The organism is Salinispora tropica CNB-440 (assembly GCF_000016425.1).
Lineage (GTDB): Bacteria > Actinomycetota > Actinomycetes > Mycobacteriales > Micromonosporaceae > Micromonospora > Micromonospora tropica.
On the sequence record NC_009380.1, the window covers coordinates 1,768,358 to 1,785,774 of the forward strand.

16 protein-coding genes are annotated in these 17,417 nt (G+C 69.7%); 10 read left to right on the forward strand and 6 right to left on the reverse strand.

Annotated features, from left to right (window positions below):
• The first annotated feature begins 93 nt into the window (after positions 1–93).
• The 6 genes from STROP_RS07825 to STROP_RS07850 all read left to right on the forward strand — a co-directional run bounded on the left by STROP_RS07825 (position 94) and on the right by STROP_RS07850 (position 6,882).
• Positions 94–639 (forward strand): plasmid pRiA4b ORF-3 family protein, encoded by a 546-nt coding sequence (locus STROP_RS07825; RefSeq protein ID WP_011905454.1) that lies wholly within the window; start codon positions 94–96, stop codon positions 637–639.
• A 353-nt stretch (positions 640–992) separates the two neighbouring features.
• Complete coding sequence (locus STROP_RS07830; protein WP_011905455.1) at positions 993–2,279, forward strand: ABC transporter substrate-binding protein; 1,287 nt, start codon at positions 993–995, stop codon at positions 2,277–2,279.
• 225 nt (positions 2,280–2,504) lie between these two features.
• Positions 2,505–3,473 carry a carbohydrate ABC transporter permease gene (locus tag STROP_RS07835; protein ID WP_011905456.1) on the forward strand — a complete coding sequence of 323 codons (969 nt, stop codon included), beginning with the start codon at positions 2,505–2,507 and terminating at the stop codon, positions 3,471–3,473.
• Between the two features lie 10 nt (positions 3,474–3,483).
• The gene (locus STROP_RS07840; protein WP_011905457.1) at positions 3,484–4,326 is read left to right on the forward strand and encodes a carbohydrate ABC transporter permease; all 843 of its coding nucleotides are present in this window, start codon (positions 3,484–3,486) and stop codon (positions 4,324–4,326) included.
• Positions 4,323–5,759, forward strand: coding sequence for a GH1 family beta-glucosidase (locus tag STROP_RS07845; RefSeq protein ID WP_011905458.1), 1,437 nt, complete (start codon positions 4,323–4,325; stop codon positions 5,757–5,759). Before STROP_RS07840 ends, STROP_RS07845 begins: the two co-directional genes overlap by 4 nt.
• A gap of 76 nt (positions 5,760–5,835) precedes the next feature.
• Positions 5,836–6,882 (forward strand): LacI family DNA-binding transcriptional regulator, encoded by a 1,047-nt coding sequence (locus tag STROP_RS07850; RefSeq protein WP_011905459.1) that lies wholly within the window; start codon positions 5,836–5,838, stop codon positions 6,880–6,882.
• Between the two features lie 100 nt (positions 6,883–6,982).
• On the opposite strand, the gene STROP_RS07855 is transcribed toward STROP_RS07850, so the two are convergent.
• Both STROP_RS07855 and STROP_RS07860 read right to left on the reverse strand, forming a co-directional pair.
• Positions 6,983–8,194, reverse strand: a complete 1,212-nt coding sequence (locus STROP_RS07855; protein WP_011905460.1) for an acyl-CoA dehydrogenase family protein — start codon at positions 8,192–8,194, stop codon at positions 6,983–6,985.
• The gene (locus STROP_RS07860) at positions 8,194–9,258 is read right to left on the reverse strand and encodes a phosphotransferase family protein (RefSeq protein WP_011905461.1); all 1,065 of its coding nucleotides are present in this window, start codon (positions 9,256–9,258) and stop codon (positions 8,194–8,196) included. Before STROP_RS07860 ends, STROP_RS07855 begins: the two co-directional genes overlap by 1 nt.
• 195 nt (positions 9,259–9,453) lie before the next feature.
• On the opposite strand from STROP_RS07860, the gene STROP_RS07865 reads away from it, so the two are divergent.
• Both STROP_RS07865 and STROP_RS07870 read left to right on the forward strand, forming a co-directional pair.
• Positions 9,454–10,080 carry a GNAT family N-acetyltransferase gene (locus STROP_RS07865; protein WP_011905462.1) on the forward strand — a complete coding sequence of 209 codons (627 nt, stop codon included), beginning with the start codon at positions 9,454–9,456 and terminating at the stop codon, positions 10,078–10,080.
• Positions 10,081–10,264: 184 nt separating this feature from the next.
• Complete coding sequence (locus STROP_RS07870) at positions 10,265–10,534, forward strand: hypothetical protein (protein WP_011905463.1); 270 nt, start codon at positions 10,265–10,267, stop codon at positions 10,532–10,534.
• 175 nt (positions 10,535–10,709) lie between these two features.
• Here STROP_RS07870 and STROP_RS26140 read toward each other — a convergent pair whose 3' ends face one another.
• The 4 genes from STROP_RS26140 to bioB all read right to left on the reverse strand — a co-directional run bounded on the left by STROP_RS26140 (position 10,710) and on the right by bioB (position 15,365).
• The gene (locus STROP_RS26140; RefSeq protein WP_011905464.1) at positions 10,710–11,582 is read right to left on the reverse strand and encodes a hypothetical protein; all 873 of its coding nucleotides are present in this window, start codon (positions 11,580–11,582) and stop codon (positions 10,710–10,712) included.
• Positions 11,583–12,218: 636 nt separating this feature from the next.
• Positions 12,219–13,790, reverse strand: coding sequence for an aldehyde dehydrogenase family protein (locus STROP_RS07885; protein ID WP_011905465.1), 1,572 nt, complete (start codon positions 13,788–13,790; stop codon positions 12,219–12,221).
• 316 nt (positions 13,791–14,106) lie between these two features.
• Entirely contained in the window at positions 14,107–14,358 is a 252-nt protein-coding gene (bsaP, locus tag STROP_RS07890; protein ID WP_028680638.1) for a biotin synthase auxiliary protein BsaP, read from the reverse strand.
• 11 nt (positions 14,359–14,369) lie between these two features.
• Positions 14,370–15,365 carry a biotin synthase BioB gene (bioB, locus tag STROP_RS07895; RefSeq protein WP_011905467.1) on the reverse strand — a complete coding sequence of 332 codons (996 nt, stop codon included), beginning with the start codon at positions 15,363–15,365 and terminating at the stop codon, positions 14,370–14,372.
• A gap of 183 nt (positions 15,366–15,548) precedes the next feature.
• Between bioB and STROP_RS07900 the strand changes: the two genes are divergently transcribed.
• Positions 15,549–16,685 (forward strand): 8-amino-7-oxononanoate synthase, encoded by a 1,137-nt coding sequence (locus STROP_RS07900; protein ID WP_011905468.1) that lies wholly within the window; start codon positions 15,549–15,551, stop codon positions 16,683–16,685.
• The gene (bioD, locus tag STROP_RS07905; protein WP_011905469.1) at positions 16,673–17,413 is read left to right on the forward strand and encodes a dethiobiotin synthase; all 741 of its coding nucleotides are present in this window, start codon (positions 16,673–16,675) and stop codon (positions 17,411–17,413) included. The genes STROP_RS07900 and bioD overlap by 13 nt, the downstream gene beginning before the upstream one ends.
• Positions 17,414–17,417 lie beyond the last annotated feature (4 nt).

Below are 17,417 nucleotides of genomic sequence, written 5' to 3' on the forward strand. Positions count from 1 at the left end.
CACCAGTTTCGGCCGCGACAGTCGTCGTGCCGCCTCGCCCGGCACGCTCGGCAGATCATGGTCGCAGCTTATTCCGAGGGAGGACGGGACAGCATGCCGCGTCAGATCTTCCAGCTGAGGATTTCCCTGGCCGGGGTCCGGCCGCTGGTCTGGCGCCGGGTGCTGGTCCCGGGTGGCTTCACCCTCGACCGGGTGCACCGGGTGGTGCAGCACGCGATGGGTTGGCGGGACTGCCACCTGCACTCGTTCGAGATCGACGGCGAGCAGTACGGGGAACCCGACCCGGACGGCGAGCTGTCGCTCCGCGACGAGTTGGACGTGCGGCTGGACGCGGTGGTCGGTAAGGGTAGTCGCTTCCACTACACCTACGACTTCGGCGACTGGTGGGAGCATGATCTGGTGGTGGAGGACGTCCTCCTCGCCGATCCGGAGGAGCGCTATCCCGCCTGTCCGGGTGGGGATCGGGCGTGCCCGCCGGAGGATGTCGGTGGCCCGGCTGGCTACCAGGCGCTGCTGGCTGCGTTGGCCGACCCGAGGCATCCGGAGCACCACACGTTGCGTGACTGGGCGGGTGACCGCTTCGATCCGGCGGCCTTCGAGGCGGGTCGGGTGGGCACGCTGCTTCGCCGATTCTGCTGACCTGCTTCGCCGCGGCTGTCGTCTACCCCGGGTCTCTCGCGTCACCGTGCCGGTTGTTTACCCGGGTCTCTCGCCGCCACGGATCCGGTGATTCGATTCGGGGCCGCTAACCGGGGAATTGAACCGCTTCGAGGCGGGGTTGGCCAGCGTGCGGTTAACGATCCGGGATCCACCCCCATCGGCCTATTGACACGTCAGAAACCTCCCGGCAATCTCATGGGAGCGTTCCCAGTGGTGTGGTACGGCTCATTTGTCCACGCCGGACCGTCGTCGAATCCATCATCGTCGGTCGACGCCCCGTACCGCATCCCCATCACGACAGACGCAGCCTCACATCGAAAAGAGGGGTCAGGATGAGCCTCACCACGCGGCGTTCCCGCCTGGCGGTCAGCGCCCTTGCCGCGATCACCGCCGTCGGCGGCCTCGCGGCCTGCGGCAACGACGACGAACCGGCCGCCGGCGAGAAGCCCAGCAAGCTGGTCGTCGAAACGTTCGGCGAGTTCGGCTACGACGAACTCATCAAGCAGTACGAGAAGGACACCGGCATCAAGATCGAGCTGCGCAAGACCGCGCAGCTGGGCGAGTATCGACCCAAGCTGGTGCGCTACCTGGCCACCGGCAAGGGCGCGGGCGACGTGGTCGCGCTGGAGGAGGGCATCCTCAACGAGTTCAAGTCCAATCCGCGCAACTGGGTGGATCTCGCTCCGCTGGTTGACGACCACTCCGAGGACTACCTGCCCTGGAAGTGGGAGCTGGGCAAGGCGCCGGACGGCCGACTGATGGGTCTGCCGACCGACGTCGGCAGCCTCGCCGTCTGCTACCGCAAGGACCTCTTCGAGGCGGCTGGCCTGCCCACCGAGCGGGACGAGGTCTCGGCGCTCTGGCCGGACTGGGACAGCTTCCTGGCGACCGGCCGCGCATACAAGGATGGCAGCGGCGGCAAGGCCCTCATCGACTCGATCACCGCCGTCTCCGACGCGGCGCTGTTCCAGCAGGGCGACGACCTCTTCTACGACAAGGAGAACAACATCATCGCGGACAGCAGCCCCGCGGTGAAGGCGGCCTGGGACACCGCGATCTCGATGGTCGATATCTCCGCCAAGGCTGCCACCTGGTCACCGGAGTGGTCCGCCGGCTTCAAACAGGGCAGTTTCGCCGCCACCTTCTGCCCCTCCTGGATGCTCGGGATCGTCGTGGAGAACTCCGGCGAAGAGAACAGGGGCAAGTGGGACGTGGCGGCGGTGCCCGGTGGCGGCGGCAACTGGGGTGGCTCCTGGCTGGCCGTGCCGGAGCAGAGCTCCTACCACGAGGAGGCGGCGAAGCTCGCCGAGTTCCTGACCAGCGCCACCAGCCAGGTGGAGGCATTCAAGGCCAAGGGTCCGCTCCCCACCCACCTGGAGGCGTTGCAGGACGAAACCTTCCTCAGCTACACCAACGAGTACTTCAGCGACGCCCCGACCGGCAAGATCTTCGGCGAGAGCGTCAGCAAGATCGAGCCGATCCACCTGGGGCCGAAGCACCAGGCGGTGAAGGAGAACGCCTTCGGGCTGGCCCTGCGGGCGTTCGAGAACGGACAGGCCAGTGAGGACGAGGCCTGGCAGCAGTTCACCAAGGACGCCGAGATCCAGGGCGCCTTCTGAGTGAATTCGATCCGGTGGCGTTCGGGGACTGCTCCGGACGCCACCGGTCGTCCCGGACCGGGGCGCGGCCACCTGCTGGTAGTGGGTGGTGCGTGGCGCGCCCTGCGCGCGGGCACGGACCCTGCCAGGAAAGGAATTACCTCCCATGAGTCACCGTCAGCGAGCCACCGGTCGAGCTGGCTTGCCAGCGCCGCTGGGCGGCACGGAACGCAGCGGAGCGCCGACATGAGTCACTCGACCACCACAGCACCGGCGACGCCGGCCGTACCGCCCCCGCCCGACGGCACCCCCACGCGCCGGCGCCCCTTCCTGTCCCGCCTGGACATCACGTACTCGCCGTACCTCTACATCGCGCCGTTCTTCCTGATCTTCGGCATCTTCGGGCTGTACCCGATGCTGCGTACCGCCTGGATGTCGCTGCACGACTGGGACATGATCGGCGATCGCACCTTCATCGGGTTGGACAACTACACTCGGCTGCTCACCGACGAATACTTCTGGAACGCGCTGGTCAACACGTTCGGCATCTTCGCGCTGTCGACTATCCCGCAGCTGCTGCTGGCGCTCTTTCTGGCGAATCTGCTCAACCGCACCCTCCTGCGCGCCAAGACCTTCTTCCGGATGGCCATCTTCATCCCGAACGTCGTCTCGGTGGCTGCGGTCGCGATCGTCTTCGGCATGCTCTACCAGCGGGAATACGGGCTCGTTAACTGGCTGCTCGGCTTCGTTGGGATCGACCAGATCGACTGGGACGGGCAGACCTGGAGCTCCTGGACAGCGATCGCGTCCATGGTCAACTGGCGGTGGACGGGATACAACACGCTGATCCTGCTCGCCGGTATGCAGGCGATCCCCCGCGACCTCTACGAGGCGGCGGAGATCGACGGGGCCGGCCAGTGGCGGCAGTTCTGGCGGATCACCCTGCCCCTGCTCCGGCCGACGTTCATCTTCGTGGTCATCCTCTCCACGATCGGCGGCATGCAGCTCTTCACCGAACCGCTGCTCTTCGCCAACGGCAACATCATCGGCGGCACCCAGCGCGAATTCCAGACCCTGGCAATGTACATGTACGAGATGGGCATCACGAATCTGAACAGCGCCGGTTACGGGGCCGCCGTCGCCTGGGCCCTCTTCATGATCATCGGCCTGATGTCGCTGCTCAACTTCGTCCTCGTCCGCCGTGCGGCCAAGTGAGGAGCCCTCGATGATCTCCGCAACCCAGCGCCTCTGGCGCACCAGCCCGTTGACCTACATCGCCCTCGTCCTGGCGACCCTGTTGTCGATCTACCCCTTCTACTACATGGTGGTGATCGGCACCCGTAGCCTGGACTCGATCAACGACGTGCCACCGCCGGTCACGCCCGGTGGGGCCTTCACCGACAACTTCGGCCGGGTCCTCGACAACGACGCCGCAAACTTCCTCACCGGCATGATGAATTCGATCATCGTCTCGTCGGTCGTCACCGCGTCGGTGGTCCTCACCGGCTCGCTGGCCGGCTTCGCCTTCGCGAAGCTACGCTTCCGGGGCCGTAACGCCCTGCTGCTCTCCATCATCGTGACGATGATGATCCCCACCCAGCTGGGCATCATCCCGCTCTGGGGCATGATGCAGTCGCTGGGATGGTACGACACGCTCTACGCGGTCACCGTTCCGTTCCTGGTCACTGCCTTCGGTGTCTTCATGATGCGGCAGTACGCCAGCCAGGCGGTCTCCGACGAGCTGATCGAGGCCGGTCGCGTCGACGGCGCCAGCACCCTGCGGATCTACTGGAATATCGTGCTGCCCGCACTGCGTCCGGCTGCCGGTGTCCTGGGGCTGTTGACCTTCATGGAGACCTGGAACTCCTTCCTCTGGCCGTACGCGGTGCTTACCCCGGAGAATCCGACGTTGCAGGTCTCCCTCTCCTTCCTGTCGTACGCGTACTACACCGACTACTCGCAGGTCTTCGCCGCCACCGCCGTCGGCACCCTGCCGCTGGTCCTTGTCTTCCTCCTGTTTGGCCGCCAGATCATTGGCGGGATCATGGAAGGTGCCGTCAAGTCGTGAGTAATCCCGCGAGCCCACCCGCCGTGGGCGTTCTCGCCGAACGCCCGCCACTGGCCTTCCCGCCCGGCTTCCTCTGGGGCGCCGCCACCGCGGCCTACCAGATCGAGGGCGCGGCGACCGCCGGCGGTCGGACGCCGTCGATCTGGGACACCTTCAGCCACACCCCGGGCCGGGTGGTGGCCGGGCACACCGGTGACGTGGCGTGCGACCACTACCACCGCCTCGACTCAGACGTCGCCCTCATGGCCGAGTTGGGGCTGAGGTCGTACCGGTTCTCGGTCTCCTGGCCTCGGGTGCAGCCCGGCGGAACCGGCCCGATCAACCAGGAGGGACTCGACTTCTACCGGCGGCTGGTGGACCAGCTGCTGGCGAACGGCATCGAGCCGTGGCTGACTCTCTACCACTGGGACCTGCCGCAGCCGCTGGAGGACGCGGGCGGCTGGCCGGCCCGGGACACCGCCGCCCGGTTCGCCGACTACGCCGCCCTGGTCGCCGGCGCGCTCGGCGACCGGGTGCGGTACTGGACCACCCTCAACGAGCCGTGGTGCTCGGCGTTTCTCGGGTACGGTTCCGGGGCGCACGCCCCGGGTCGGTCCGACCCCGCCGCCGCGGTCCGGGCCGGTCACCACCTGCTGCTCGGTCACGGGCTGGCCGTGCCGGCGCTGCGGGCGGCCGCCCAGTCCGAGGTTGAGATCGGGGTGACCCTCAACCTGTACCCGGTGACCCCGGCCACCGATTCGCCCGGCGACGCCGACGCGGCACGCCGAATCGACGGGCTGGCGAACCGGTTCTTCCTCGACCCACTGCTGCGCGGGTCATACCCGGCGGATCTGATGTCCGATCTCAGGCAGGTCAGCGACTTCGGGCACGTGCGTGCGGGGGACCTGGCCACCATCGCCGCCCCGCTGGATCTGGTCGGGATCAACTACTACAGCCGGCACGTGGTCGCCGCGCCGACGGCGGCGGCCCCGCCGGAGCCGTACTGGCGCACACCCTCGTGCTGGCCGGGTAGCGAAGACGTTCGATTTGTCGCCCGGGGCATGCCGGTCACCGACATGGACTGGGAGATCGATCCTTCCGGCCTGGTCGAGACGTTGCAGCGGGTGTACGAGGAGTACACCGACCTGCCGCTCTACGTCACCGAGAACGGTTCGGCCTTCGTAGACGCGGTCGTTGACGGGAAGGTGGACGACCCGGACCGCGTCGCCTACTTCGAGGCGCACCTACGCGCCGCACACCAGGCGATCGCCGCGGGTGTTCCGCTGCGCGGCTACTTCGCCTGGTCGTTGATGGATAACTTCGAGTGGGCCTGGGGCTACACGAAGCGGTTCGGCATGATCCACGTCGACTACCGCAGTCAGGCCCGCACCCTGAAATCCAGCGGTCGGTGGTACGCCGAGACCATCCGACGTAACGGTCTGGCCGCACAATAGGCTCGAACCAGCTATCCGGGTGGTCCCGGTGCCACCCGGTGGGCACCGGGGCCTTCCGCCGTCGGAGGAACAGACGATGACAACGCAGCGCACCCGCTCGCTCGGACGCCCGACTCTCGATGCGGTCGCCGCACGCGCCGGCGTCGGCCGTGGCACGGTCTCCCGCGTCGTGAACGGCTCACCCCAGGTCAGTCCCGAGGCCCGAGCCGCGGTGCAGCGGGCGATCGCGGAACTGGGGTACGTGCCGAACCGGGCCGCTCGTGCCCTGGTCACCCAGCGGACTGACTCGATCGCCCTGGTGGTGTCAGAATCCGGGGATCGGGTGTTCGCCGAGCCGTTCTTCGCCGGCATCGTGCGTGGCGTCAGCTCCGGCCTGCTGGGGACCCCGTTCCAGCTCTGGCTCGTCATGGTCCAGTCACCGACCGAGCGGGAGCGGGTCGAGCACCACCTGACCAACCAGCACGTTGACGGTGTCCTGCTGTTGTCGCTGCACGGTGCCGACCCGCTGCCCATGTTGCTCGAGGAGCGGGGCCTGCCCACCGTCCTCGGGGGCCGACCGGCCCGGATGCCGCAGCCCAACACGGAGCCGGCCTGGCTCGTGGACGCGGACAACGTCGGCGGGGCCCGGCGCGCGGTGGAGTACCTCGTCGGGCGGGGACGGCGGCAGATCGCGACTGTCGCCGGCCCCCAGGATATGGGTGCCGGCCTGGGGCGGCTGACTGGTTACCAGGAGGCGGTCGCGAAGACGCCGAGCGGGGGCAGGCCAGACCTGATCGCGTACGGGGACTTCAGTGAGGGCAGTGGGGAGGCCGCGATGCGCCAACTGCTGGCCGCATGCCCGGACCTGGATGCGGTCTTCGTCGCCTCGGACCTGATGGCGTTCGGCGCGCTCCGGGCGTTGCGAGAGGCCGGTCGACGAGTGCCGGAGGACGTGGCGGTGGTGGGCTTCGACGACGCGCCGATCGCCCGCCAGTCGGACCCGCCGTTGACCACGATCTTCCAGCCGATCGAGGAGATGGGACGGCAGATGGCCCAGTTGCTGGTGTCCCGGATCCGCGGCGAGGAACGGGCTACCACGAACATCCTTCTGGACACCGAGTTGGTCGAGCGCGCCAGCACCTGACCGCCTCCGCCGATGGGCACTGCGCCGGACCGTCACCTGGTGCAGCGGCTTCGGTGTAGCCCGGAGGCTGGTGTCCGGCGCAGCGACTGGGCGACGTGACTCAGACGTAGCGGCGGAGTTCGCGGCGGGCCAGAGCGGCCTTGTGGACCTCGTCCGGCCCGTCAGCGAGGCGCAGGGTGCGGGCCTGGGCCCAGAGCGCGGCCAGCGGGGTGTCCTGGCTGACGCCGGCACCCCCATGCGCCTGGATAGCCTTGTCGATCACCCACTCCGTCATCGACGGCGTATCGATCTTGATGGCTTGGATCTCGGTGTGCGCGCCCTTGTTGCCGACCGTGTCCATCAGCCAGGCCGTCTTGAGCACCAGGAGCCGGGACTGCTCGATTCGGACTCGCGCCTCGGCGATCCACTCTCGCACCACGCCCTGCTCGGCGATGGGCCGGCCGAAAGCAACCCGGTCGAGGGCGCGTCGGCAGAGCAGCTCCAGGGCCCGCTCCGCCATGCCGATCAACCGCATGCAGTGATGGATTCGGCCAGGACCGAGCCGGGCCTGGGCGATCGCGAAGCCGGCCCCCTCCGTACCGATCAGATTCTCCACCGGCACCCGGACGTCGTTGAAGTCGATCTCGGCATGGCCGCCGTGTGGGCCGTCGTGATAGCCGAAGACGTGCAGCCCTCTCCGGACGGTGACCCCCGGTGTGTCCCGTGGCACCAGGATCATGCTCTGCTGCCGGTGCCGGTCAGCCAGCGGGTCGGTCCGGCCCATCACCACGAAGATCTGACAGGCCGGATCCATGGCGCCGGACGACCACCACTTGCGGCCGTTGATCACGTAGTGGTCGCGGTCGCGGGTGATGCGGGTGGCGATGTTGGTGGCGTCGGAGGAGGCGACCTCCGGCTCGGTCATACAGAACGCCGAGCGGATCTCCGCCGCCAGCAGCGGGCGCAGCCACCGCTGGCGCTGCGCCTCGGTGCCGAACTCGGCGAGTAGCTCCATGTTGCCGGTGTCCGGTGCCGCACAGTTGAGCGCCTCCGGGGCAAGGTGTGGGCTGCGGCCGGTCAGCTCGGCGAGCGGAGCGTACTGGAGGTTGGTCAGCCCGGCACCGTGGTGGGGGTCGGGGAGGAAGAGGTTCCACAGGCCCCGCCGGCGGGCCGCCGCCCGCAACTCGCCCAGTACCGGCGGCCGAGCCCACTGGTCCTCGGCACCGGCGACCTGCTCGGCGTAGACCGCCTCGGCCGGGTAGACCTGCTGCTCCAGGAAGTCGGTCAGCTCGGCCCGCAGCTGTTCGGTGTGGGCATCGTAGGTGAAGTCCATCAGCTCCTCCTCGAGACGGCGGTCAGCCCGTACGCGACCAGTGGTGCGACCATCTCGCCGATCTGGTCGAAGCCCTCGCCGAGGGTCTGCCCCTGGCGGTGCCGGTAGTAGATGCCCTCGCAGATCACGGCGAGTTTGAAGCACCCCAGGGCCACATGCCAGTCCAGGGGGCCGACATCGATTCCGCTGCGGCTGGCGTACCGCTCGATCAGCTCGGCGCCGGCGGGGAAGCCGGCCCGGGGCCCCAGCCCGTCGGCGACGGGATTGCTCGGGACCGCGTCACCGCCCATGGCATCCCAGTAGGTCAAAAGGAGGCCCAGGTCGGCCAGCGGGTCGCCGAGGGTGGCCATCTCCCAGTCGAGCACCGCCCGAACGGCGACCGGGTCAACGGTGGCGAGGAGGTTGTCCAGTCGGTAGTCACCGTGCACGATCCGTCCCGTACCGGAACCCTCCGGAGCGGTGTTGGCCAGCCGGTCGCGTAGCTCGTGGATGCCGGGCAACGGCCGGCTCCGGGAGCCGTCGAGCTGCCCGGACCAGCGGCGGACCTGGCGGGCGAGAAAGCCCTGCGGACGGCCGAAGTCGGCCAGGCCGACCGTCGCCGGGTCCACGGTGTGCAGCGCGGCAAGGGTGTCCATCATCGCCATCGCCAGCTCCCGCCGCTGTCCGTCGGGTAGGGGGTCGGTCTGCGCCCGGGAGCGGAACACCGTGCCGTCCACGCGGGCCATCAGATAGAACGGCGCCCCGATCACCTCCGGGTCGGTGCAGAGCAGCAGCGCTGTCGGCACCGGCACCTCGGTCGGGGCGAGCGCCGAGATGACCCGGAACTCCCGCGCCATGTCGTGTGCGGTGGCCAGCACGTGGCCCAGCGGCGGCCGCCGCAGCACGATCTCCCGTTCCCCGGCAGAGAGCAGGTACGTCAGGTTGGAGCGGCCGCCGGCGATCAGCTCGGCGTGCAGCGGCCCGTCGATCAGATCGGGCCGGTGCGCGGCGAGGTGCCCGGCGAGCCGGTCCAGGTCAAGACCGGGCGGGGTCGGGGCGCAGTCGTCGATGGCCGGCTCGGTCATTCGAATAGTTGATGGCAGCTCACTTCTGGTGTCAAGGCCGGATTCGCCGAGGACGGCCCGGGCGCTGACCGTCGCCGGAGGAGGCGGTGTGCCGCAGGAGACGACGTCTTCCCGGCCACGAAACCGATCCGTCACCCTGGGTTACGGGGCCCGCAACAGCCGTCAGGGAAGGTCGTATCGGCGAAGGGAGTGAACATGACGCGGTGGGGACGACAGACCCTTGTTGAGGAGCGGGCCATCCGCCCGGCGGCTCGGGGGTGCGCCGATCCGGTCGCCCTGCGCCTGCCGGACGGCACCGAGCTGGGCGTACGGTCGGCGACCGGCGATGACCTGCCTGGCGTGGCCGACCTGCACGAGCGGTGTTCGGCGCGGAGCCGCAACCGCCGCTACCACGGTGGATCCGCCCGGTTCGCCCCGGCCCGGTTGCGCCGACTGTTGGAGCCGGCCCGGGGAGTCACCCTGCTGGCCAACCCGACCGGGTTCAGTCCGCTAGCCGCGCCGGTGGTGGCGATGGCCAATCTGCTCGGTGAGGGAGACACGGCTGAGGCGGCGTTGCTGGTACGCGACGACTGGCAGCGGCGCGGGCTCGGATCGGCGTTGCTACGTCGGCTCGTGTGGCAGGCGGAGCAGCGTGGCTACGCCGCATTGGATCTGCACATTCAGGCGGAGAACAGACCGATGATGCGGACCGTCGGCCGGTTGGCTCGGCCGTCGGCGGTGAACCGGGATGGTTCGCTGGTCACCCTGACGGTGCCGTTGACCGCGGCACTTCCCCGGATCGGGGCGGGACACCCGCTGGGCCTCTCCGCCCCAACGCGGTGATCGTCAGTTTCGGGCCGCGGGAGATCTGATCTTTTGTCGGCGAAGGGCAAACGGTGGCAGTGACAACTGTGCCCGGGACGCGAATGCCACCACACGCAAATGGCGATGAATGTGAATAGCGCACCCGAACATTTTGCCTCGTACTATTAATGGAGCACCACCTCACCCCCGAGGAGGCACTCCGATGTTTAACGACTTCCTGATCTCTATCATCCGCACTGCCGTTCCGGTCGCCGTCGGTGCCGTGCTGGCCTGGCTTGCCTCCGAAGCCGGGATCGTCCTCGATGCCGACTCCTCCGCCGCGCTGACCGCCGGGACGGTCGCCGCAGTCGTCGCCGTCTACTATGCCCTCGCCCGGGCTCTGGAGACTCGGTGGCCGTGGCTCGGTGTGCTGCTGGGCCGGCGGGCAAAGCCGGTCTACGAGGTGTCTCGGGCCAGTAAGAGCGAGGGCTGAGGCTCCGCGTCCCGCCGTTTGCCGTGGCGATCGGTGTGGCGGGTGACCGGGGAAGTCAACCGCCACACCGAAGCCCTAACTCCCGCCGACAGCGCGGCTCCTATTGCCGATTGCGCGCCGCCTGACTCACTCACTCACAAACCTCCGCCATGCTCTTTCGCTGGACTCGTTCGGTTCAGGACGGCGTGGTCAGCTGCACCCACGGGTTGTTGCAGGTGAAGTTCTGCCCCTGTGTAGCGCACTCGGTTTCCCACACCTCGCCACCGGTGGTTAGCACCTTTACCCAGGCATCATTGCCGGCAGCCGAGATGGCTACCCCGCAGACGGACTCTCCCGGGTAGTTGGCGTTGCCGCTCAGGTCGGTCCAGGTGTAGGGGCCCGGAGGTGCCGGCGTGAGCCTTCTGCGACCGGCGTACGTGACGCCGTCCGAGACCACCGCACTGAACTCTTCGGAGGCCGAGGGGGCGAGGCTGTCGATGTCAGCGCATGGTCCGGGTGGTCCTGTGGGTCCGGGTGGTCCGGTGGGTCCGGGTGGTCCGGTGGGTCCGGGTGATCCGGTGGGTCCGGGTGGTCCTGAGGGTCCGGGTGGTCCTGAGGGGCCGGGTGGTCCTGTGGGTCCGGGTGGTCCTGTGGGTCCGGGTGGTCCTGTGGGTCCGGGTGGTCCTGAGGGGCCGGTTGATCCGGTGGGTCCGGGTGGTCCTGAGGGTCCGGGTGGTCCTGAGGGTCCCGGCGGTCCTGAAGGGCCGGGTGGCCCGGACGGACATGTGTGTCCACACTTGTCGTCCCAGTGTCGGCGGTCCCAGTCTCCGTGGTCCCAGTCTCCGTGGTCCCAGTGTCCCTGGTCCCAGTCTCCCTGGCCCCAGCCCCACTCTTCGTCTGGGTAGGCGGTCATGGTCGTGCTTGTGCCGCCGCCCCAGACGTGGCCGAACGCGGGGGCGGCCAGACCGACGAGCGCGAACGTGAGCGGTGAAATGACGCCGATGGCCACCCACCGTTTGCGACCCGCCAACGGGCCTGCCCTCAACCCCTGGAGACGATGGCGATTCATGTTTCTCCTTCGACTCCGTGCGATTCCGAAACGACCTCCAATCTTGATATATGACCGATCGTCCCCGTCGCGTTGCTTCGCGAGATTTATCCGTTTTGTCCCTGGCTGGGGTACGGCTCGTTGGTGCTGTGGAGATCTTGGCGTCCTCGGTCAGGGTGTCGTGCTTCGAACCGCGCCGTAGCTGGCAGCCCTTTGCTGGAGGGCGCGCGCAGAGGTCACCGGCGTCCGGTGGCAGCTCCCCTCCGGGTGGGACGTGCCGGATACGAACAGTGTCTCGAGCTGGTGGAGAAGGTTCCCGACTTCAAGGCGAACTGCGGATCTTCGGGGCCAACTGTGGTCACCGGCGACCTCAACATGAGGTACGAGGGCTCGTCGAGTGATGTGCAGCGAGGCGTTCCCAGCGGCCACACCCGAAAGGGGGGACGGCAATCGACAGCATGTCGTCTTCTCGAACGACCTGAGTGTCGAAGGCAGCGCCTCGTTGCCGGTGAAATACACGGATCATGACGCTTGGCTGGTGGAGTTGGGCACCACCTGATGTCGTCCGGGCGGCGGATGGCACCGTGTGGGCCATCCGCCGCCCGTCAGTGCGCGTGGGCGCCGGCAGCCTCAGCCCCGCCGCACCGGCCCGTCGCGTCAGACGTTCGGCGGTAGCGCCGTCCAGTCCGGGAAGTTGCCGTAGAGGCGATCGTCGGTACCGCCGACGGTGACCGCCTGGACCAGCAGGTCGCCGCCGACGAAGGCCCCCTTCCAGGAGGCGCCCCGCCCACCGAACGGCTCCTGACGGTCGCCCCGGGAGCGGGGCTTGTTGATGCCGACCTTGAACGCCTGTACGTCCACGGCGAGCTTCGCCGCCTCTTCCTCGTCGTCGCAGGCGAGTGAGGCGACCAGCGAGCCGTTGGAGGCGTTCATCGCGGCGAGGAGCTCGTCGGTGGTGTCCACCACCACGATCGTGTCGACCGGCCCGAACGGCTCGGCGTGCATCAGCCGGGATCGACCGGGCGGGGCGAGCAGCACGGACGGTGCCACGTAGGCGGAGGTGTCCTGCCCGTCGAGGAACGGCGCCCCGTCGAGCCGGCCCCGGTGCAGCGGGACCGCACCGCCCCGGACCGCCTCGTCGACCTTGCGGCGCAGCTCGTCGGCCTTGGCGGAGCTGATCAGGGGGCCGAAGTCCAACTCGGGGAGGGGATCACCGGCGGACCATCCGTCGCCGACCGCGAGCGGATGTCCGAGTCGGACGGATCGCACCACCGGCAGGTACATGTCGAGGAACTGGTCGACCAGGTTCCGTTGTACGACGAAGCGCGGGTAGGCGGTGCAGCGTTGCTTGCCGTACTCGAAGCCCTTTCTCAGGTGCCCGGCGAGCTGATCCCACCGGGAGAAGTTCCAGATCCCCCAGGCGTTGAGCCCTTCCTGCTCGATGAAGTGCCGCTTGTCGGTGTCCAACAGCGCTGCCGCCACCTTCCCGCCGTTGGAGCGCCCACCGACGAACGCCACCGCGCCGATCTCCGGGGCGCGGACCAGCACCTCGGAGAGCTCCTCACCGCTGCCGGAGATCAGCGTGGCGGGCAGGCCGGCACGACGCATCAACGCGTGCGCGACAGTGAGGCAGACCGCGCCCCCCTGCGACGGGGTCTTGGCGATCACGGCGTTTCCGGCGAGGAGCTGCACCAACTCGGCGTGGACCAGGACGCTCATCGGGTAGTTCCACGAGGCGATGTTGCTCACCGGCCCGGGAAGTGGTTCCCGGCCGTCGGCGAGCATCCGGTCGATCTCGTCGACATACCACCGGACGCCGTCGAGCGCCCGGTCGACGTCGGCGCGGGCGAGCCGCCACGGCTTGCCGATCTCCCAGACGAGGAGGAGGGCGAGGAGGTCGCGGTGGGCGGTCAGGGCGTCCAGGGCGTCGACAACCCGTGCCTTCCGTTCGGCGAGGGGGGTGGCGGCCCAGCCCCGGTGGGCGGCGGCGGCGTGTGTGACCGCGGCGCGGGCGGTCGTCGCGTCCAGCCGGGGGAGGCGGACCAGGATGGTGTTGTCGACCGGGGTGTGTACGCTGGCTGGTGCGCCGACCGCTCGCCAGTCGCCCTCGATCAGGTTGTGCAGCGTTCGGCTGCCGTCGGTCGGGGCGGAAAAGGCTTCGGGGGCGGCGGCCACCGCGCGGTCGAGGACCTCGGACCAGGCGGTCCCGTCGGCGAGTCGTAGAGCCATCGCGATCTCCTCAGGGTTGTCCGGGGAGCGGCGGCGTCGATGGCACCGCTGGTGTGGCGTACTGTCGCCCGCCGCGAGCGGGGGCGGCAACAGTACGTTCGTATGTCAGGACAGGCGCTGGCCTCGGCCCGCTTATTCAGCGTTTGTGGAGTAGCCCTGGCACCGTTCTGAGCTGGCCGAACGTCCACATGCGATCGAAGATCGTCAATGCTGTGAGGAATCTCCGGGTGGCCTTCGGTCAGAGCGGCACCACCGACCGTCTCGCCGACCTGATGGACACCCTGCGCGGGCCGCTGCTGACCGTGCGTGGTGCCGGCTAGGCCCGTGTCTCGCCGTGCTCGACGCAGGCCGCCGCCCAGCCGACCGGCAGCACCTGCACTTTCATCCGTCGCCGGCAGTGCCCGCAGTAGCGGGGTGGCTCCAGTTGCCGGGCTGCCCGGCAGGCGGTGTGGTCCCCCTCGTCGACCGAGGTGCCGCACCGGTCGCACCAGTAGGCCCCGGCCTCCGCCGGGTCGCCGACCCTCGTCGACTCGCCCAGCGGGGCCGGCCCCGTCGTGTCGCTGCTCATCCCAGCCAGGCTCACAGCGTCGCGGAGAGCGCCTTGACCGGCATCTTCAGGTCCTCGAGAAGCTCCAGGTCCGTCGTGGCCGGACGGCCCAGCGTGGTCAGGTAGTTGCCGACGATCACCGCGTTGATGCCGCCGAGTAGGCCGCTACGGGTACCCAGGTCGCCGAGCGTGAGCTCACGGCCACCGGCGTACCGGAGGATCGTGCGGGGCATGGCGAGCCGGAACGCGGCGATAGCGCGCAGCGCGTCCTTCCCCTCGACCACCGAACGGTCACCGAGCGGTGTGCCGGGTCGGGGATTGAGGAAGTTCAGCGGAACCTCGTGCGGGTCCAGCTCGGCGAGCTGAGCGGCGAACTCGGCGCGCTGCTCCACGCTCTCCCCGAGGCCGAGGATGCCACCGCAGCACACCTCCATGCCGGACTCGCGGACCATCCGCAGCGTCTCCCAGCGCTCTTCCCAGGAGTGGGTGGTGACAACGTTCGGGAAGTACGAGCGGCAGGTCTCCAGATTGTGGTTGTAGCGGTGTACGCCCATCTCGACCAGCTCGTCAACCTGCTCCTGGGTGAGCATGCCGACCGAAGCCGCCACCTGGATGTCGACCTCCGCCTGGATCGCGGCGACACCCTCCCGCAGCTGCCGCATCAGCCGGTCGTCCGGGCCGCGCACGGCGGCCACGATGCAGAACTCGGTCGCGCCGGTCTTCGCGGTCTGCTTCGCGGCCTCCACCAGCGACGGAATGTCCAGCCACACCGCGCGTACCGGTGAGGTGAACAGGCCGGACTGCGAGCAGAAGTGACAGTCCTCCGGGCAGCCGCCGGTCTTCAGCGAGACGATTCCCTCGACCTCGACCTCCGGCCCACACCAGCGCATCCGTACCTCGTGCGCGAGCTGGAGAGCGGCGGGCAGGTGCTCGTCGGGAAGGTTCAGCACGGCGAGGACGCCGGCCTCGTCGAGGCCGACGCCGTTCTCCAGTACCTGGGTGCGGGCCTGGTCGAGGATCTCTGGCATGGCCGTACCCTACAAGGCCGCCGCGTCAGGAAGAGTCGCCCGGGGCGGCCCGCGCCAACCACCAGCGGGACCGGCGCGCGGCGCGCCGGGGTGCCGCGCGGCACGCCGAAGCGGCGTCGGGCCAGGTGGTACGTTCGCCCCGGCGGAGGCGCCCGGCGAGCGGGAGCCGGGGAAGGAGCGGCGGTGTCGGACTGGCTTGCGGCACTGGACCGTCGAGCCGAGCTGCGCGCCAAGGCGGGGCTGACCCGCACCCTCCGCCCTCGCGCCGCCGCCGACGACATTGTTGATCTGGCCGGCAACGACTACCTCGGCCTGTCGCGGCATCCCGTGGTGACCGCGGCGGCCACCGCGGCGCTCGACGAGTACGGGCTGGGCGCCACCGGGTCCCGGCTGGTGCGTGGCTCGACCGCACCGCACCACGCCCTCGAGGAGGATCTGGCCGGCTGGCTCGGGGCCGAACGCGCCCTGCTCTTCTCCTCCGGCTACCTGGCCAACGTCGGCGCGGTCCGGGGCCTGGTGCGGCCGCGGACGCTCCTGGTCTCCGACGCGCACAACCACGCATCGCTGATCGACGGGTGCCGGATCTCCGGTGCGGAGACCGTGGTGACCCCGCACGCCGACGTGGACGCGGTGCGGGCCGCGCTCGCCGCCACGCCGGGCCGCCCGGCGGTGGTGGTCACCGAGTCGGTGTTCTCGGTTGACGGGGATCTTGCCCCCCTCGCTGAGCTGCACGCGGTCGCCCGGGCGCACGACGCGTTGCTGCTGGTTGACGACGCCCACGGGCTCGGCGTGGTCGGGCCCGGTGGTGCCGGGGGAGCGACCGCGGCCGATCTGGCCGGTGAACCGGACGTGATTGTCACCGCGACCCTCTCCAAGGCGCTGGGAGGGGCCGGCGGAGTGGTCGCCGCTCCGGCGGAGTTCGTGCGGCACCTGGTCGAGACCGGGCGGACGTTCATCTTCGACACCGCCCCGCCGCCCGCGGTGGTGGCCGGGGTCCGGGCCGCCATGGGGCTCGCCTGGAGGGGCGAGCAGCTGCGGGCGGAGTTGGGCGATCGGGTCGCGTTCGCGGTCCGGCGATTGCGCGCCGCCGGGCTGACCGGGTCGGCGCCGAAGGGCGCGGTCGTGTCGGTGACCGCACCCGGCCCCGAGGCGGCCACCGCCTGGGCCACCGACTGCCGAGACCGGGGCGTCGCGGTCGGCTGCTTCCGTCCCCCCTCCACCCCGGACAGTCGTTCCCGGCTCCGGCTGACCGTCAACGTCGGTGTTCCACGGGCGGACTTCGAGCGGGCCCTGGAGGTCGTCGTGGAGTGCGCGCCGTGAGTGGGACGCCGTGGCGGGGGCCAGTGCTGGTGACCGGCACCGACACCGGGGTCGGCAAGACCGTGGCGACCGCGGCGGTCACGGCGGCGGCACAGGCCGCCGGGCTGCGGGTCGCGGTGGTCAAGCCGGGCCAGACCGGTACGGCCACCGGCGACCCGGTCGACATCGACGAAGTCACCCGACTCGCCGCGCCGCTCACCGGGCGGACGCTGGCGAGCTTCCCGGATCCGCTGGCCCCGCTGCCAGCGGCCCGGGTCGCCGAGTTGCCGCCACTGGAGCTGTACACGGCGGTTGACGCCGTCCGCGAGGAGGTCGACAAGCACGACCTGGTCCTGGTCGAGGGGGCCGGCGGGCTGCTCGTGCCGATGGGCCTGCGCCCCTCGGGTGAGCCGTGGACGATGGCCGATCTCGCGGTCTCCCTCGGCTGTCCGGCCGTGGTGGTGGCGCGGGCCGGGCTGGGCACCCTCAACCACACCGCGCTCACCCTGGAGGCGTTGGAACGCCGGGCGGTGCCGGCGGGGGTGCTGCTCGGCGCCTGGCCGGCCGAGCCGGAGCTGGTCCACTGGGCGAACCTGACCGACCTGGTGCCGTACCTGCTCGGCGCGTTGCCGGCCGGGGCCGGGGCGATCGATCCGGGCGTGTTCCGGCGGTCCGCGCCGGGGTGGCTCACCCCGGCGCTGTACGGGGTGCTCGACGACTGGCGGGCCTGGGCCGAGGAGATCCGCTGAGCCG

Coding starts and splice junctions, on each gene's coding strand:
- STROP_RS07825 (WP_011905454.1), top strand. CDS start 94: ATGCCGCGTCAGATCTTCCAGCTGAGGATTTCCCTGGCCGGGGTCCGG.
- STROP_RS07830 (WP_011905455.1), top strand. CDS start 993: ATGAGCCTCACCACGCGGCGTTCCCGCCTGGCGGTCAGCGCCCTTGCC.
- STROP_RS07835 (WP_011905456.1), top strand. CDS start 2,505: ATGAGTCACTCGACCACCACAGCACCGGCGACGCCGGCCGTACCGCCC.
- STROP_RS07840 (WP_011905457.1), top strand. CDS start 3,484: ATGATCTCCGCAACCCAGCGCCTCTGGCGCACCAGCCCGTTGACCTAC.
- STROP_RS07850 (WP_011905459.1), top strand. CDS start 5,836: ATGACAACGCAGCGCACCCGCTCGCTCGGACGCCCGACTCTCGATGCG.
- STROP_RS07855 (WP_011905460.1), bottom strand. CDS start 8,194: ATGGACTTCACCTACGATGCCCACACCGAACAGCTGCGGGCCGAGCTG.
- STROP_RS07860 (WP_011905461.1), bottom strand. CDS start 9,258: ATGACCGAGCCGGCCATCGACGACTGCGCCCCGACCCCGCCCGGTCTT.
- STROP_RS07865 (WP_011905462.1), top strand. CDS start 9,454: ATGACGCGGTGGGGACGACAGACCCTTGTTGAGGAGCGGGCCATCCGC.
- STROP_RS07870 (WP_011905463.1), top strand. CDS start 10,265: ATGTTTAACGACTTCCTGATCTCTATCATCCGCACTGCCGTTCCGGTC.
- STROP_RS26140 (WP_011905464.1), bottom strand. CDS start 11,582: ATGAATCGCCATCGTCTCCAGGGGTTGAGGGCAGGCCCGTTGGCGGGT.
- STROP_RS07885 (WP_011905465.1), bottom strand. CDS start 13,790: ATGGCTCTACGACTCGCCGACGGGACCGCCTGGTCCGAGGTCCTCGAC.
- bsaP (WP_028680638.1), bottom strand. CDS start 14,358: ATGAGCAGCGACACGACGGGGCCGGCCCCGCTGGGCGAGTCGACGAGG.
- bioB (WP_011905467.1), bottom strand. CDS start 15,365: ATGCCAGAGATCCTCGACCAGGCCCGCACCCAGGTACTGGAGAACGGC.